The 17,737-nt window shown below is 48.0% G+C and carries 12 protein-coding genes; 6 read left to right on the top strand and 6 right to left on the bottom strand.

Features of this window, described 5'->3' with window-relative positions:
- Positions 1 to 86 precede the first annotated feature (86 nt).
- Positions 87 to 1,127, top strand: a complete 1,041-nt coding sequence (locus ACO08K_RS18065; RefSeq protein ID WP_421797811.1) for a S66 peptidase family protein — start codon at positions 87 to 89, stop codon at positions 1,125 to 1,127.
- A gap of 252 nt (positions 1,128 to 1,379) precedes the next feature.
- Here ACO08K_RS18065 and ACO08K_RS18070 read toward each other — a convergent pair whose 3' ends face one another.
- From ACO08K_RS18070 to ACO08K_RS18095, 6 genes are all read right to left on the bottom strand, one after another.
- Positions 1,380 to 3,866 carry a penicillin-binding protein 1A gene (locus tag ACO08K_RS18070; RefSeq protein ID WP_421797812.1) on the bottom strand — a complete coding sequence of 829 codons (2,487 nt, stop codon included), beginning with the start codon at positions 3,864 to 3,866 and terminating at the stop codon, positions 1,380 to 1,382.
- Between the two features lie 178 nt (positions 3,867 to 4,044).
- Positions 4,045 to 4,404, bottom strand: a complete 360-nt coding sequence (locus ACO08K_RS18075) for a response regulator transcription factor (RefSeq protein WP_421797813.1) — start codon at positions 4,402 to 4,404, stop codon at positions 4,045 to 4,047.
- 40 nt (positions 4,405 to 4,444) lie between these two features.
- Positions 4,445 to 4,792 (bottom strand): hypothetical protein, encoded by a 348-nt coding sequence (locus ACO08K_RS18080; protein WP_421797814.1) that lies wholly within the window; start codon positions 4,790 to 4,792, stop codon positions 4,445 to 4,447.
- 97 nt (positions 4,793 to 4,889) lie between these two features.
- Positions 4,890 to 6,296, bottom strand: coding sequence for a 23S rRNA (uracil(1939)-C(5))-methyltransferase RlmD (gene rlmD / locus ACO08K_RS18085; protein ID WP_421797815.1), 1,407 nt, complete (start codon positions 6,294 to 6,296; stop codon positions 4,890 to 4,892).
- A 372-nt stretch (positions 6,297 to 6,668) separates the two neighbouring features.
- Positions 6,669 to 7,406, bottom strand: coding sequence for an RDD family protein (locus tag ACO08K_RS18090; RefSeq protein ID WP_421797816.1), 738 nt, complete (start codon positions 7,404 to 7,406; stop codon positions 6,669 to 6,671).
- 96 nt (positions 7,407 to 7,502) lie between these two features.
- Positions 7,503 to 7,922: a hypothetical protein gene (locus ACO08K_RS18095; RefSeq protein ID WP_421797817.1), complete on the bottom strand. Its 420-nt coding sequence runs from the start codon at positions 7,920 to 7,922 to the stop codon at positions 7,503 to 7,505.
- 282 nt (positions 7,923 to 8,204) lie between these two features.
- Here ACO08K_RS18095 and ACO08K_RS18100 point away from each other — a divergent pair, with 282 nt between their 5' ends.
- From ACO08K_RS18100 to ACO08K_RS18120, 5 genes are all read left to right on the top strand, one after another.
- Entirely contained in the window at positions 8,205 to 9,449 is a 1,245-nt protein-coding gene (locus tag ACO08K_RS18100; protein ID WP_421797818.1) for an efflux RND transporter periplasmic adaptor subunit, read from the top strand.
- Positions 9,450 to 9,552: 103 nt separating this feature from the next.
- The gene (locus tag ACO08K_RS18105) at positions 9,553 to 10,230 is read left to right on the top strand and encodes an ABC transporter ATP-binding protein (protein ID WP_320031896.1); all 678 of its coding nucleotides are present in this window, start codon (positions 9,553 to 9,555) and stop codon (positions 10,228 to 10,230) included.
- 117 nt (positions 10,231 to 10,347) lie between these two features.
- Positions 10,348 to 12,738: an ABC transporter permease gene (locus ACO08K_RS18110; protein WP_421797819.1), complete on the top strand. Its 2,391-nt coding sequence runs from the start codon at positions 10,348 to 10,350 to the stop codon at positions 12,736 to 12,738.
- 125 nt (positions 12,739 to 12,863) lie between these two features.
- Positions 12,864 to 15,299 (top strand): ABC transporter permease, encoded by a 2,436-nt coding sequence (locus tag ACO08K_RS18115; RefSeq protein ID WP_421797820.1) that lies wholly within the window; start codon positions 12,864 to 12,866, stop codon positions 15,297 to 15,299.
- Positions 15,300 to 15,327: 28 nt separating this feature from the next.
- Complete coding sequence (locus tag ACO08K_RS18120) at positions 15,328 to 17,718, top strand: ABC transporter permease (RefSeq protein ID WP_421797821.1); 2,391 nt, start codon at positions 15,328 to 15,330, stop codon at positions 17,716 to 17,718.
- The last annotated feature ends 19 nt before the right edge of the window (positions 17,719 to 17,737 follow it).

Consider the following 17,737-nt stretch of genomic DNA (forward strand, 5'->3'; position numbering starts at 1 on the left):
TCAGTGTAAGTATAGATTTGTAATTTTATTTGCCACTCAAAGCAAAAATAACAATATTGCGATAGGAATGCTTAAAAACACGCGCTATGAATCGCCGATTTTTTACCCGCAATTTAGCTTTGGGCTCTTTTTTGCCATTTGTTTTGAATGGGCAAAAGAGCAATCGCCGCCCCGAACGGCCAGCTTTGCTCAAACCCCATCGTTTGAAAGAAGGCGATCTGGTAGCGCTGATCACGCCAGGGAGTTACATTCCTGATTCCGGGTTGGAAAAGGCAGTAAAAAACCTGGAAGAGTTGGGCTTGCGCATTGCTCCCGGCAAAAACATGCGCGCTAAATACGGTTTTGTTGCGGGTACCGATGCTCAACGCCTGGAAGATCTACACGCTGCTTTCGCCAATCCCGAAGTCAAGGCAGTATGGTGTGCCCGGGGTGGTTATGGTTGCACGCGGCTCCTGCCTTACATCGATTATCAACTGATCCGAAAGAACCCGAAAGTATTTATTGGATACAGTGATATCACTGCCTTGCACCTGGCTTTTTTGCAACGAGCTGGCTTGATCGGGTTTCATGGCCCGGTGGCATCCTCTACTTTTAATCCCTATTCGGTAGAACATTTCAGGGCCGTGGTGATGGAAGGGCGTTCGCCACACACCATTCCGCTGGCAGAGGCTTACCTGGAACCAGAGGATGATTTGTACAAATATTTCACCCTGCACAAAGGGCGGGTACAGGGCGAATTACAAGGGGGCAACCTTTCCCTCCTGGCCTCGATGGCAGGTACAGAATTTGAACTGGATGCGACGAATAAACTGATCTTTTTGGAAGACATCGAAGAGCGCCCTTACCGGGTAGATCGGATGTTGACCCAATTGCGGCAATCGGCCAAATTTCACCAGGCTGCGGGTTTTGCCCTGGGGATTTTTGATGGTTGTAACCCGGATGAGGGGGAAAATTCCCTGTCTTTGAAGGATACGGTAATTGATCGTTTGGCAGATATCCCGGTTCCGGCAGCCTATGGGCTTTCCTTTGGGCACATTTCGCAGCAGTGTACCTTGCCGTTGGGGGTGATGGCGGAGTTGGATACGGAGGCGAAGACGCTGAGGTTGTTGGAGAGCGCTGTCAAATGACGAATTTTTCGAATGACGAATGACGAATAGTGTGGTAGCATCTGGTATTTTTTGGAAGTACCAGACTGGGACTTCATTTTTTGAATAGGGACACCCACCACCAATCCGATATACCTGCTATCCAGTCGATCCTGATTTTGTCAGGGGCGACGAACTAGACCCAAAGGGTACTTTTTTGAGTGATTTTGTAAATAAAAATGGGTTTGAGGCACTACCTCAAACCCATTTTTATAAGTTCTGGATCAAAGAACACTAATTGTCGTCGTTTTCTCCGGTTTCACCTTCCTTTTCTTCCTTCTTGATCATTTTTTCCAGCTGCTTCTGTTCCCTACGTTTGCGGCGCTGTTCTTTTTTCTCTTCGGGGGAAAGCGTCTGATCCGATTCAATCTCTATACTATCAGCCTTGAGTTGTTCCAACTCCGCCTTCATGCGGGCCAAGCTATCCAACAAGAGGGAGTCTGAAGGATACCAAATGCGATGGGCGCAACTGAGGCGATACTTTACTGAGTCGGGCAATTCCGCCATTTTTGCATCTTTCCAGGAACTGAATTTTGGATCTTCGTACACCCGCTTCATGAAGGAACCCCAGATGGGTAGCGCAGTAGCCGCACCCTGGCCCGAGTCCAAACTTTTGAAGTGAATAAATGGGCTTTCGCCACCTACCCATACCCCGGCTACTAGTTTTTGAGTAAGGCCGATGAACCAGCCATCGGATTGGTTTTGGGTTGTTCCGGTTTTTCCTGCGAAATCACTATTGATGCCAAATTTCCAGCGTACACTGGAGGCGGTACCTCCTGAGGTAACTGAGCGCATCATTTTGAGCATGATGTCGGAGGTGCGTTCGGAGAGTACCCGTTTTTCGGGCTCTACATTTTTATTGGGACCAAATTGGGCGATCAATTCGCCATCGGCAGTTTCAATTCGTTCGATGAAATAAAAAGGACGTTTGATGCCACGGTTGACAAAAGCCGAGTAAGCCTGTACCATTTCCATCAGTGAGGTTTCCAAGGTACCCAAAGCGATAGAAGGGGCATAAGGTACTTTGGTTTTGATGCCCATATCGGCAGCCAGTTTGCGCACGGGGTTGATGCCCGTTTCCATGATGATTTGAACCGAAACCGTGTTGACCGATTTGGTCAGCGCACCTTCGAGGGAGTACCCCCCACCGTAACTGTTGTCGGAGTTTTTGGGTTGCCAGTTCTCGTACTCAGGGTACATTTTGGGCTGGTTCGGGAAGTACTTACAAGGATCCATTCCACTTTCCACCGCTTGAGCATACAGGATGGGCTTGAAGGTAGAACCAACCTGACGGCGCGATTTGACGTGGTCGTATTGTACAAATTGATGGTCAAACCCACCTACCCAGGCCCGAATGGCTCCGGTTTCAGGGTCCGCAGCGATCAAGCCCGTATTCAATTGGTGCAAGTAATATTTGATGGAGTCGAGCTGGCTCATTTCCCGGCGAATCGAGCCATTTTTCCAATCAAACAGCTCCATCTGGTATTTTTCACTCATCCGGTTTACAATGCCCTGATGGGAGTAACCTTTGGCTTTCCAACTCTGGTAAATGGGATTTGCTTCCAGGATTTTACGGAAATTTTCAGGCTCTTCCCAGGGATCCTGATTGCTCCATTCACCGTTGAAGCGACGTTGAATTTTTGGCAATTGTTCGTTAACCGCATCTTCGGCATGTTTTTGCAAACGTGCGTCAATGGTGGTATAAATTTTCAAACCGTCAGTATAATGGTTGTAAGGCTCGCCATTTGCTTTTTTGAAGTTTTTGAGTACCCCTTCCATTTCCGTGCGAATAAATTCACGAAAATAGGTAGCTAGTCCCTCATTTTGCACGTCCAAAGAGTCGTACTCCAATTGTAAGGGCAAACCAGCCAGAGAATCCAATTCTGCATCACTCAGGTACTTGTACTTGTGCATGCGCTCCAAGACCAAATTGCGGCGCTCTTTGGCTTTTTCCGTATTGGTACGTGGGTTGTACGAAGTAGTCGCCTTGAGCATGCCCACCAGAATGGCAGCTTCTTCAATCTTTAGGTCCTTAGGCGATTTATTGAAAAAACGTTGTGCAGCTACCTTGATGCCGTACACGTTTTCGCTGAAAGGCACCGTATTGAGGTACATGCCCAGCAATTCTTTTTTGGTATACACATCCTCCATCCGGCGGGCGATGATCATCTCCCGGATTTTGTTGAGGAGCATGGTCGCAACGCGGTAAGTGCGCCGTGGGTAAAGGTTTTTGGCCAACTGTTGGCTCAGGGTACTACCTCCACCCGAAGATTCTTCATTGAGGATCAAGGAACGGAACAATACCCGAAACAAAGCCCGCAAGTCGATGCCACTGTGTTTCATAAAGCGGGCATCTTCGGTGGCAATGAGCGCATTGGCCAGGGTGTCGGATATTTCGTCCAACTCGGCATTGACCCGGTTGGTCAGGAAGTAGCGTCCAATCAACACCTCATCGCGGGAATACACTTCGGAAGCGGTGCTGTTGCGCACCAGGCGCAATTCTGATTTGGGGGGAATGTAGCCAAAAAAACCACCCGCTACAAAGGTGATGAGAACAGCCAGACCCAGGCCGATGCCCGCAAATCCAACCGTGAGATAGCCTAGTGCAACTTTCCAGGTGATTGGCCAAATGAACACACTGCGCAGTGATTGCCAAAGTGGATCAAGCCCTTGGCCAATGTAACGCCCAATTGTTCGTAGCCACTCGCTGATACTTTCCATAGGTTTTCCATGATTAGACCCAATGCTGCTTCATGGTTTGATTCAACTGCTCCACAGCATGAGTCGCACAAAGTTACAAAGATTGTGGATGAAATTAACGTTGTGCGGATGCTCTTAACTATTTGCGAGGCTGGTTTTTTTCCACAAAATCGTCTGGTTTTCCACATTACCATGTGAATTACAGGGTGTTGAGTGCTTTTTTTACCCGTAAAATCAATTCGGCTGGTTTGAATGGTTTTGACAAAAAATCTACAATACCCATTTTGAGCGCTTTAATGGTTTGTTCTTCTTCATCGGGGTCAATCAACAATAATATATTGGCAGCAGCATTCTGATCCTGGATTTGTTGAATGATTTCCAAGCCCGCCTGTTTGCCCATGTCTGCATCCACAATGATGAGGTCGGGTTTTTCCAGGCTGATCGCCTCCAAGATAGAGCCTCTCTTTTTGCTGTAAATGACTTCCAGCCCTATTTTTTTCAGACGAAATTCAATGGCGGCCAGTAATATTTCTTCACTTTCACAAATCAATACTTTCATAAATCGGGCTTTTGATAATGTGTTAAATTTTACGCTGGGTTTAAACGTCGTCTTCGCGCGGCAAAAAGATGAATTGGGCACCTTGATCACTGAGCACAAACAGGCAGAAAAACTCGCGAGGATTTTTGTAAACCCTCCTGAAATCGTCCACCCGATCCGCTTGTACCAGTTTTTTGGTGACCATTTCTTCCAGCGTTGAAGCGTGAATCGACCATTTAGCGCCGTTTTCACTGCGCTGCATTAAAAGAATACCCAATTCCAGTTCCAGTTGGTGCACTGCAAAAATTGGGTAGCGTGATACGTCTTCGTCCATGATGGTATCCGCTGCCTGCCCCATCATTTTTTGGTAGGAGGCGAGTTCCTTCGGTAGGCGTTCGTAAAGTGTCATTGTTGTTAAAAAGTTGAGAAGTTGAGGGGTTGAGAAGTTTAGGCTACCGCGAGCGATTTAAATACAATGTCAGCTCAACTCCTAAACTTCTCAACTCCTAAACCAGTTCCAGTAATGCCACACTTTCAATGTGATGCGTATGTGGAAACATATCCACTGGTTGCACTTTTAGCACTTTGTACTTGGCTGCCAAACGGCCCAAGTCACGAGCCTGGGTTCCCGGGTTGCAACTCACGTACACAATGCGGGGAGCGGCTAGTTCAAGCAACATATTCACCACATCCTCGTGCATACCTGCGCGTGGGGGGTCGGTGATCAAGAGGTCTGGTTTGCCGTGTTTTGCTGCAAAATCGGCGGTCAAAATGGCCCGCACATCCCCTACATAAAACTGCACATTGTCCACTCCGTTGATCTGAGCGTTGACCTTGGCGTCGTCGATGGCCGCGGCCACCTCTTCGATGCCCACCACTTGTTTGCAGTTTTTGGCTACATACAAACCGATGCTGCCGATTCCTGTGTACAGGTCGTAAACATTCTCATGCCCCTGTAAGTTGGCGAAGCGGCTTACAACATCGTATAAATTTTGGCCCTGGCGGGTGTTGGTTTGAAAAAAAGACTTGGGCCCAATGCGGAAAACGACATGCCCAAGGCGTTCTTCGGCGTAGCCCTTGCCCGACCAGGTGTGTACCGGCAAATCCCAAATGGTATCGTTCATTTTGAGATTGATGCAGTACAACAGGGTAGTGATTTGGGGTAGGCGCCGCTGCACTTCCTCCAGGAAGGGTTTGCGCAAGTCGGGATTGTCTTCACCAAAGGAAATCAAGGCCATGGTTTCACCCAAGGTAGTAATGCGCAGCATGAGGGTGCGCATAAAACCTTCGTGTTTTTTGACATCGTAAAAACTCAGCCCCTGCTCAATGGCAATGCTGCGTACGGTATTGCGGATTTCGTTGGAAGGATCGGGTTGGAGCCAGCAGTGTTCGAGGTTGATTACTTTGTCAAAACCTCCAGCGGGGTGAAAACCCAGCACATCTGCTGCATTGCTGATCCCGGATTTGATCTCGGCATTGGTCAGCCATTTTTTGCAAGAAAAGGCAAATTCCATTTTGTTGCGGTAGTAAAAGGGATTTTCGGCACCAAGAATGGGCAGCCATTCTCCCACTTCCACTTTGCCCAGACGAATCAAGGCATTTTCTACTACCGTTTCTTTTTGTTGCAATTGAGTGGCATAATCCAGGTTTTGCCACTTGCAGCCCCCGCAGGTGCCAAAATGTTGGCAGGCGGGTTCAACCCGGTTGGGCGAATAGGTCGTGATGGCTTGCAAGAGCCCTTCGATGCGGCCTTTGCGTTTTTTGAGCACCAAAATTTCCGCACTATCGCCAGGCACTACCCCTTTGGCGAATACCACTTGCCCGTCCTCGGTTTTACCAACCGCTTTCCCTTCATCAGCAATGCCAAAAAACTGCACATTGGAAAGGATTACATCTTTTTTCTTTCTGGCCATCCATTTGAATTAAAGCGCGAAGATACAATCCTATCGCAATAACTCACATTACGCAAGTTTGATTCTCATAAGGTGCAGCTAAAGTGTATAGCTTTATTCTATTTAACTTTTGGTTTTTTAACCGCAGAGTTTCGCAGAGTGCACACAGAGTTTCACAGAGTTTTTGAGTTAGGCCATCTTCGATGGCAAAGAGTACTCAGAGGCCGCACTGAACAGCAATCGGCAGGGAAAAATCAAACTTCAGTAGTGCCCGAACACTCGCCACCGCAGGTGGCAAACTCCTTAAAACTAAAAGGAACTCTGTGAAACTCTGTGTGCACTCTGCGAAACTCTGCGGTTAAAAACTGCGTAATGTGAGTTAATAAATATAAACTATCTGGTAAGTACGATATAGTCGCGCAAGAGGGTGCGCAAAAATTCCAGGTCGTCACTTTTGCGGACTTCGTGGATGTCCAGGTGCTCTCTAAGTTGGGCTGCCAGCGACTCCACCACTTCCCAGTGCGCGTCATTGGGGTATTTGCGTACCCGGCTAATGACCTGTTTGATGCTGAGCATATCCTGTTCGCTGAGCACTTTTACCTGTGGATAAACGGGCTCATAACTTTCGAGAGTGTCAATATTGAGGATGTTGCGCAGGTGCATGCGGATGTTGTTGCGTTTGCGGATAACGGTGGTACCTGCAGTCATGTCGCCCAAGCGTTGCTGCCGGGTGGTGGAACTGATCAGCATGGCTGCCAAAATGCCCCCCGAAAGAATGGTGTCTACGTATTGAAAAACGGCTCGGAGGAGGTAATCATTTACAGTAGGGATTTCACCATCCAGCCGAACGACGCGGATATTGGTCATTTTTTTGCCCAGAGTTTGCCCACCCATCATACTTTCCAATAAAAAGAAATAGCCAAAGAAAAAACTGAGGAAACACAGCGCAAAAAGCAGCTGAAATGGAACCAGGGCAAACAAACCTGCCAGGCCCAAAAGCGCTGGCACGAGCACGCTGCCTACCACAATAATGATCAAGTCAATAAAGGTGGCCAGACCCCGCTCCCACAATGAGGCCAATTCGTATTCGATGGTAACATTCTGGGTGGTTTTAATTTCGATGGTTTGCATGGGCGTGCTTGAAGATTGAAGGAAATACTCAGTATATATTTAGCCGACCACGAAAATACAGCAGGTTTTAGCAGGATGCAATTTTTTGTACAAAAACTACTCCTGCTCGTGGTAATCATTTTGCTCTTCAGCTGTAGTTTGACCTTCTGTAGTAAGTTTGCTTTTGGCCCCCTTTGCTTCTTGTTCTGCCAAAGTCAGGTGATCGCTCACCGAAGTTTCCAGCCAGATGGAGCCCGATTGCCGAAATACCTGTACGTGCAAGTTAAAAGCTTCTTCAAAGTTTTTTTCTAAAGCCCAGGTGATGGTATCTGGTGCAATACTGATGCTGCTAGCCCGGAGCACTGGATTGAGGTCACGCAACTGGGTGTTGCGATCATGAATCATAAATTTGGCAAAACTCCCCTTACTTTCTCCATGTGCCTTGGAAAAAAACTGCAATTTCAAATGTGGATAGGCCGCCGAAAAGGCATTTTGCAGATCGCTGATGTGGTCATTCGGACTGATTTGGATGGTCATTGCTTTGATTTTTGTTACAAGTTGTTCCGCATCGCCATGAGGGGAACTGATGGAGGTACGAAAAAAAAGTGATATTTGTCAGTGCAATAGAACAGGTTTTAATTGGTGTCCGTTTTCGAACACTTTATGTCCGCTTCTGAACAAGAAATTTCGCTTTTGACTATTTCAAGATATTGATTTTCAAATTTTTACAACTTTGGCATGAGGCTTGAATCTGCATGAACAGGACAAAGAATGGTGACAAACCCATCATTCCAAGAGAACAACAAGCCAAACATTACCATGGATAGAAAGATTGAAAAGAAATTTTGGACCACCCAACGAATTGTACTTTTTGTACTCGGTGCCGCATTTGTGGGTTTTTTCGGCTGGCAATTGCTGAAAGACCACAAAACCACGCTCAATGTCGAACAAGACAAACTCACCATCTCGGAGGTCATGAATGGTACCTTTGATGAAACCATTCCCATCACGGGCAATGTGCAACCCCTCAAAACCATCCGCCTGGATGCCGTTGTAGGGGGCTATGTCACTCAGAAAATGGTAGAAGGAGGTAATGCCGTAACCAAAGGGCAAACCCTGTTGAAGTTGGAAAACCAACAACTCAAACTCAACTTTTTGCAGTCTGAAACCGAGGCCAGTCGCCTCGTCAACGACCTGCAAAACACACGTCAACGACTCAAAGTGGAGCGTTTTAGCCTGCGCAGTAGTTTGAATGAGCTGGACTTCCAAATTGAACAAGCCAAAGATTTATACGACCGCAACAAGCAACTATTTGCCGATAAAGTCGTCTCTGAACAAGAATACCTGCGCGCCAAACGCGACTATGAACGCCTGGTTAAACAACGCGAAATTGCAATTGAATCGCAAAAGTACCAGGAAGAAAACGCGGTCATCCAGATCAAACAGCTGGAAGGCACCCTGGAGCGCACCCAAAGAAACGTAGAGCTCTGGCGTCAAACCCTGGAAAACCTCGAAGTAAAGGCCCCTGTACCCGGCCTCTTGTCATCAATGGATGTGGAAGTGGGTTCAAACATCAGTCAGGGTCAAAACATCGGCCAGATTGACGACCTGAGTGGCTTCAAAATCCGGGCTGCCATCGATGAATACTACATCAATCGGGTATTCAGCGGCTTGCCAGGAAGTTTTGATTTCAATGGCAAATCGTTCAGTCTCGAAATCATCAAGATTTACCCTGAAGTGCGCAGTGGCAGGTTTGAAGTAGACATGAAATTCATGCAAGGTGCTCCTGAGGGCATCAAACGGGGTCAATCCGTGACCATTCGTTTGCAATTGGGCCAACCCACTCAAGCGGTTTTGCTGCCCACCGGAGGATTTTTCTCCACTACGGGTGGCAACTGGGTGTACGTACTGGAAAAGGGCGACAAACGCGCAGTGCGCCGCCGGATCTCCCTGGGACGTAAAAACCCTGAATATTTTGAAGTATTGGAAGGCCTGAAACCCGGCGAACGGGTGATCACCTCCTCTTACGATACCTTTGGTGACAACGAAGTACTCGAATTTTAGTCAATAGTGATGAATGATGAATGATGAGTGATGAATTGGAAACGCGAGCCGCACAATTCACCACTCATCACTCATCACTTATCACTCATCACTCCTCAAATCAATGATAAAGACCGTCAACCTACAAAAGGTTTTCACTACCGAAGAAGTAGAAACCACCGCCCTAAACGGCATTAGTCTGGAAATCCAAGACGGAGAATTTGTGGCCATCATGGGCCCTTCTGGTTGTGGAAAATCAACTTTGCTCAACATTTTGGGCTTGTTGGACAACCCATCAGTTGGGGAATACCATTTTTATGGCACCGAAGTCGCTAAAATGCCCGAACGCAGTCGCGCCCAATTGCGCAAAGGAAACATCGGATTTGTATTCCAAAGCTTCAACCTGATCGATGAACTTACGGTGTATGAAAACGTGGAGCTGCCCCTCTTGTACCTCAAAGTACCTGCTGCCGACCGCAAAAAACGCGCCGAAGCAGCCCTCGAACGCATGAACATGATGCACCGCCGCAATCACTTCCCGCAGCAGCTATCAGGTGGTCAGCAACAGCGTACCGCTATCGCCCGCGCAGTAGTGGCCAGCCCAAAGATGATTCTTGCGGACGAACCTACGGGTAACCTCGACTCCTCCAACGGCGAGCAGGTGATGAACTTGCTCCGCGAACTGAATAATGAAGGCACCACAATCGTAATGGTAACGCACTCTCCACATGATTCTGGCTTTGCTCACCGGGTGATCAACTTGTTTGATGGCAAGGTAGTGACGGAGAATTTTCATGTGTAAATCGTAGGGGCATCCTTGGGTGGATGCCCCTACGTTTTGGGCACCCACATAGGGATGCCCCTACGGGTATTTCCAATTTGGGCACCCACGTGGGCGTGCCCCAACAACCTGACTGCCATGTTCAAACTCTTCCTGCGCATTGCCTCGCGCGCTTTCCTCAAGGATCGAACTTCCGGTTTGATCAACATCATTGGATTGTCTCTGGGTATGACTGGGGCCCTGCTCATCGGCATGTGGGTCACCAATGAACTGAGTTACGATCGCTACCACGATCACGCCGAGCGCATTTACCGCATCAAGAGTCACATCAAAATCAGCGATACCGAGACCTGGCACTGGAATACGGTACCTTTAAAATTGGCGGGTATTCTGGGGAGCCAATTGGCTGAAATTGAATTGATTTCCCAGTCTACTGGTGGGGCAGGAGAGGCTACGGTAAAGCTCAAAAACCAGTTGATCAAAGTGGAGCGTTGCGCTACGATTGACTCCAGCTGGTTCAAACTGTTCAAATACGAATTTGTAGATGGAGGCTCCGAAGCCTTTTTTCAACACCCTAAAAGTGTCATCCTCAATCAAAGCACTGCCCGCCAATTGTTCGGTGACGCCGATCCCATCGGCCAGTTGTTGCGGGTTGACACCAATGAATGTGTAGTGCAAGGTATCGTAAAGGACGATCCACTCAACTCCAGTTTTAAGTTTAACCTGATGATTCCGCTGGCTTTGCGCCAAGGTGACCCCAACAATCAGCGAAATGACAACACCTGGGGCAATTTTAGCTACAACGCTTTCGCCCGCCTTCGCCCCGATACGGATGCCAAAAAACTGGGCAAGCAGATTACCCGGATTTTACGCAAAGAAAAGAATGACAGCACCATTGTAGCCACCATCGAACCGATGAAGGACATGCGCTTCGACCAGTCGGTGATGAATACGGAAGCCAGTACCACCGACTTCAGCACGATTCGCATATTTTTCATCATCGGACTCTTGATTCTGGTGGTTGCTTGTATCAATTACGTCAACTTGTCCATTGCCCGTACCAGTAAGAGGGGCAAAGAAATTGGTGTGCAAAAAATAATGGGCGCCAGCAAAGGGCAGATGTTTAGTCAGTTTATGTTGGAATCCGCGGCCATGTGTACGGTTGCGCTGCTGGTCACCTTACTGATGACCAAACTCAGCATGCCCCTTTTTAATCAATTGACGGGTGAAAATTTCAAATTGGATCTCCTGGATTTCAACCTTTGGAAAATCATTCTGTTCGTCCTGGTCTTGGTCACCTTATTGACCGGAATTTACCCCTCTATTTTATTGTCTTCCTTTCAGCCGCTCAACATCATGAAGGGCAGCAATTTTTTGAGCAAACACAAAACCGGCTTTTGGAAAGGTTTGGCGGTTTTGCAATTCGCCATTTCGGTGGGTTTAATTGTAAGTACACTCACCATTTACAAGCAGTTGCAGTTTATTCGGAATACCAACCTGGGTTTTGACCGGGAATACGTGATGCGTATCAATTTCCCCTGGCAATTACTCAGAACCCCTTCCGGAGAAAACACCATGAAGCGGATGGTGCGGGAAATGGAAAACAACCCAGCAGTAAGTGGCATCAGTATGGCCTCTGCGAACATTGTCAATCACGGCTCTAGCAGCAGTGGCAATTTTGAATGGGAGGGCCGTAAAGAAAACGAAAACCCAACCTTTGCGCCATTTTCGGCAGATGCCAATTTTCAAAAGATCTTTGGCTTAAAACTGTTGGAAGGTCGCTGGTTCCAGGAAGGAAATAAAGCAGACGAAAGCAATTTTGTGCTCAATGAAGCAGCCGTAAAAATCTGCAACCTAAAATCACCCGTCATCGGTCAACGCTTTGAAGGCAATGGCATTAAGGGGCAAATCATCGGGGTAGTCAAAGACTTCCACTTGCGCGACATGCATGAAAAAATCCCGCCCGTGGTCATCAATGGAGACCCCAGTTGGCGGAGTACATTGTATATCAAAACCACGGGCTCAAATGCGAGTAAAGCGGTAGATTTTGCCAATAACCTCTGGCGCCAAAACGTACCCGACCGCATCTTTGAATACCAGTTCCTGGATGACGAGTTCGAAAAACTTTACGAAAAAGACCAGCGTTCAGCCTTGATGTTCAACATCTTCTCGGTGATTGCTATCCTTATTTCCTGCCTGGGGCTCTTTGCCCTGGCTGCCTTCACCGCAGAACGCCGGACCAAAGAAATTGGAGTACGCAAAGTTTTGGGCGCGTCCGTAGCGGGTATTGTGACCCTTTTGTCCAAAGACTTTGTCATCATGGTCTGCATCGGCATCCTGATCGCTTCACCGCTGGCCTGGTACGTTATGCAAGGTTGGTTGCAAGATTTCGCCTACCGCATCAACATCGAATGGTGGTTCTTTGTAGTGGCAGGTTTGATGGCCATTGCGATCGCTCTGATTACAGTAAGTATACAAGCTATTCGGGCTGCGCTGGTGAATCCGGTGCAGTCGTTGAAATCAGAATAATTTTTGGGTTGAGAAGTTGAGAAGTTGAGGCTGCCGCAGAAACTTAGACGAGATATTGTCCAAGCTGCTGCGGCAGCCTCAACTTCTCAACTTCTCAACTTCTCAACTTCTCAACACCTATCCTCATGGCCTATAATCCATTAAAACTTGCTTTCAAAAGCCTGCAACGCAATCGACTCGTTTCGGGTATCAACCTGCTAGGTTTGGCATTGGGCTTTGCAGTTTGCACGCTGATCTTTTTGATGGTGTTGCACGAGCGGGATTTTGACCGTTTTCACAGCCGCTTTGAGCGCATTTATCGGCTGAATACCATCTCTCGTTACGATGGCATGGCGGAAAGCACAGGGCCATACAGCAGTTATCCAATGGGCCCTTTTTTGGCCAATACCTTTGAAAAGGAAATTGAAAATTATACTCGCCTGTCTCCAATTGACCAAAACTTTGTGCTCACTTACAAAGGGCAAACCAATACCATTCGCCAGGTTTTTGCGGTGGACACCACCTTCTTTCAGGTCTTCGATTTTCCCTTACTCGTTGGCAATCCTCGTACCGTTTTTGCGGATGAACACAATGTGGTGTTGAGCAAACAGAAGGCTGAAGAGATTTTTGGCCACACCGATGTACTAGGCAAAGTACTGACCAAAACTTATGCGAACCCTTTCAAGCAAAACCAAGATACCGTAGAGCAGTTTAAAGTCAGTGGCGTATTGGCGGAAATACCCAGCCAATCCCACCTGCAATTTGATCTGCTTTTCCACATCAAACGCCTACCTTTTTGGGCAGTTTGGAACCCTGACATGGTCAACAACTGGCACGCCCAGGCGGCAATTACCTATGTGACGGTACGCAGTGACAAAGTAGATGTAGCGGCATTGGAAAAAGCAATTCCCAAGCGGCTAAAGTTGCGGATGCAAGAATCCGATAAGGTAGGCCACCAATTGCAGGCCTTGAAGGACATACACTTGCGTTCAGGAAAATTACAAGATGGTGAAGCGAGCAACCATGCCCGCTTTGATCAAGCCTATTTGTTGATTTTTGGGGCAATTGGTCTGTTTATTTTATTCATCGCCTGTATCAATTATTCCAACCTTTCGACCGTTATCGCTGGGCGTAGAGGTCGTGAAATTGCGGTGCGCAAAACCATTGGCGCTTCCCGCCAGTCCATCATTGTGCAGTTTTTAAACGAATCGCTTCTGATGACCAGCCTTGCACTGCTGCTTTCAGTGGGCATCATTTTTTTGCTGCGCCCAATGTTGCGGGATCTAGATTATCCGGTTGCAGCGTTGAAGTATTTGTGGACTCCGGGATTTGGAATGGCCATCCTGGCATCAGTACTGATCCTGGGTGTTGTATCGGGGGCTTATCCCGCGTTTGTAGTATCCCGTTTTTTGCCAGTAAAAATATTCCGGGGTAGCAAAGGCCTGGAAATGCGGCGCAGCAAACTGGTTCCAGCGCTAGTCGTTTTGCAATTTACTGCGGCTATCGTATTGGTGGTCTGTACCCTGGTTTCTTCGCGCCAACTCAATTTTGTGCTCAAAAGTGATATGGGTTATGCTACCGATCAAATTATGGTAGCCGATCTGGGCTTGTCGAATATATTCAAAAGCCAAGTGGTAAAAAGTGAATTTGAAAAATTACCGGGGGTAGTCTCCGTCGCATTATCGGATCAGACGCTGGGCAATGGCCTGACCCAAAATGGCGTCAAATACCAGGGCAAATCAGGCAAAATGGAACACATCTCCATTCCTAGGGTTGCAGTGGATCAAAACTTCATGGACTTTTACCACATGAAACTGGTGGCGGGTAAGGGCATCAGCGCCGAAGGGCCAGCCAAAGGCAACGAATACCTGATCAATGAAACCCTGGCCAAACAACTGGGCTGGACACCGCAGGAAGCCATCGGAAAACAGATGCGCTATGCCGAAATGACCGACATGGGGCAGGTGGTAGGTGTGGTCAAGGATTTTCATTTCAATAGTCTTTACCAAAACATTGAACCTTTGTGCATGCGGGCCAGCAATTGGACCACTTCAATCAGTGTAAAAGTATCCATCAAAGACCTGTCCAGCAACCTGGCGGCCATCACCAAAGCCTGGCAAAAAGTCATCCCCGACAAACCCTTCGATTATGAGTTTATGGACGATCGTTTTGCTGCCATTTATGCTGCCGAAAGTCGTTTGAATCGCCTGACTCAATTGGGTTCAAGCCTGGCCATTTTTATCGCTTGTCTGGGTTTGTTCGGCCTGGCGACCTATGCCGTAGAACGCCGCACCAAAGAAATTGGCATCCGCAAAGTAATGGGTGCCAGCATCAGCAGCATCACCGCTTTGCTCTCGCGAGACTTCATTCGCCTGGTGATTCTGGCAACCTTGATTGCCGGACCTATTGCCTGGTATCTTTCAGAACAGTGGCTGGAAAACTTTAGCTACCGCATCTCCCCGCAATGGTGGATGTTCCTGGTGGCTGGACTAGGTGCCGCAACACTGGCTTTTTTGACCATTAGTATTCAAAGCATCAAAGCTGCGTTGAGCGACCCCGTTAAGTCTTTGCGCAACGACTAATTTTTCTTTATTTCCCAAATACACTCCTATGCTGACGAATTACCTAAAAATAGCTATCCGCAACCTGATGAAGAACAAACTCTTCACCAGTTTGAATTTATTGGGGCTGGCCCTGGGCATTGCCGTAGCTTTATTGCTGTTGGTGTATGTACAGGATGAAGTGTCTTTTGATCGGTTTCACACCAAAGTGGAGCGCATTTATCGAGGCATTGTAGATGTGACTTTTGGAGAGATCAATGAAAGTTGGTCAAGTTATCCCAATATTGTAGGCCCTACGATGAAAAGTGAAGTGGCCGGTGTCGAGGAGCAAATGCGCATGTGGGAGCACAATTTCGGAGATCCCGCTTTTGTCAGTGCTGGCGAACGCAAGTTTGTACAAAAAAACTTTGCCTGGGCGGATTCGACCATTTTTAAAATTTTTGACCTTGAACTATTGGATGGCAATCCCGCCACTGCGCTGAATGGGCCAAAAAAAGTGATCCTGAGCAAATCGGTAGCGGGAAAATATTTTCCCGGACAAGATCCGATTGGTCGATTGATCAAAATTGACAATTCGCTGGAACTGGAAGTAACCGGGGTGTACGCAGATTTCCCACAAAATTCGACGCTGGATGCTGAAGTGATTGGCTCCTTTCCCAGCGTTGCCTGGACGGTGAGCAATCTGAGCTGGAGCAACGCCAGTTTTGAAACCTTCTTTTTGCTGAGCCCAGGGGCAGATCCCCGGAAACTGGAAGCGCAATTCAACAAAATTTACGAAAAAAATGTCGCCAAAGATAACCGCTGGATGAAATTCCGGCTGCAAGCCATGACGGACGTTCACCTTCATTCAGCGACCATCGGACACTCCTATAGCGATCGGATTGGCGACCCTCAACAGGTGCGTATACTCATCATCTTGGCCATCGTGATCCTGGTGATTGCCTGCATCAACTACATGAACCTGGCTACCGCCCGTTCACAGCAGCGTTTCCGCGAGGTTGGCATCACCAAAACAGTAGGGGCTACCCGCATGCAATTGGCACGGCGTTTTTACCTGGAGACGGCACTGATGGTGGCTATCGCTCTGGTGTTGGGAGTGGCTCTGATGCTAGGAATTCTGCCCGTTTTTAATGATTTGGCGGGCAAACGTTTTGGGGTTTTGGATGTGCTCACCCCGGCGGTTTTGTTGGGTTTGTTGGCCATCGGTACCATCGTTACCCTGATCGCTGGTTCTTATCCGGCTTTGATGTTGTCTTCTTTTAACCCGAAACATTTGTTACAAACTGCTTTCCGCCAAAAGTCATCTGCGGGAGTATTGCGGCGCTCCCTGGTAGTCGTACAGTTTTCTGCCTCGATTATTCTGATTATCTGCACAGTTTTATTTTACCAGCAGCTCAACTACATCCAGCAACGCAACCTGGGTTATAAGCCCGATCAGGTGGTGGCCATCAACATGGCGGCTGCCGAGACCAGGGATCAGGTCAATGGTTTTAACAATGCCTGCAAAGCCTTGAGCAGTGTACAGGAAGTGACGCGCGCCCAAACTTTCCCCGGGGAAGGGGGGAGTGGCCGCAGCATTTCACCACCCAATAGGGAGACCCAAACCATCCCGGTCACCACCAACCACGCGAATGCAGAAATTCTGGATGTGCTGGACATTAAATTGCTGGCTGGAAGATCCATTCCTGCTGCCGAAAAGGACCCAAAAGACACCACAGTTCAAGTGGTGGTCAATAAATTTGTTGCCGACTTTTTGGGCTACACTCCGGAAGAAGCGATTGGCAAAAAAGCACCGAACTTGTTTGACAATGCTGAAATCGTAGGGGTGATGGACAACTTTCATTTCGACAACTTTCACCAACCCATCGGGGGCTATGCCTTCCACAACGCCAACACCGAACCACGCACTTATACCTTGATCAAGTTGCAAACCCAGGATTTGCCCCAAAGCATGAAACAAATCGAGGCCCTGTTCAATCAGAGCTTGCCCACTTCGGCCTTCGACTATGTTTTTCTGGATGATCACTTGGATACCTTGTACCGCCGTGAGCAGCGGACGGCCTCCGTGGTAATGGTGTTTTCCTGCCTGGCCATTTTGATTGCCTGCCTGGGCTTGTTTGGTTTGGCTGCCTTCACTGCCGAGCAACGCACCAAAGAAATTGGGGTACGCAAGGTTCTGGGCGCGTCCATCGGCAGTATCATACAATTGCTTTCCCGCGACTTCTTGCGTTTGGTGTTGGTATCGGTAGTCATCGCTTCGCCTGTGGCCTGGTACTTTATGAATGGCTGGCTGAAGGAATTTGCTTACCGCATCAACATAGAATGGTGGGTCTTTATAGTGGCCGGTGCTGGTGCTATGCTGATCGCATTTCTGACGGTGAGCATGCAGAGTGTTCGGGCGGCTACGGTTGATCCGATCAAATCGCTGCGCAGCGAATAATACTATGGATTTTTAGTCT

Origin of the sequence: Haliscomenobacter sp., from assembly GCF_965225875.1 — a bacterium.
GTDB lineage: Bacteria > Bacteroidota > Bacteroidia > Chitinophagales > Saprospiraceae > Haliscomenobacter.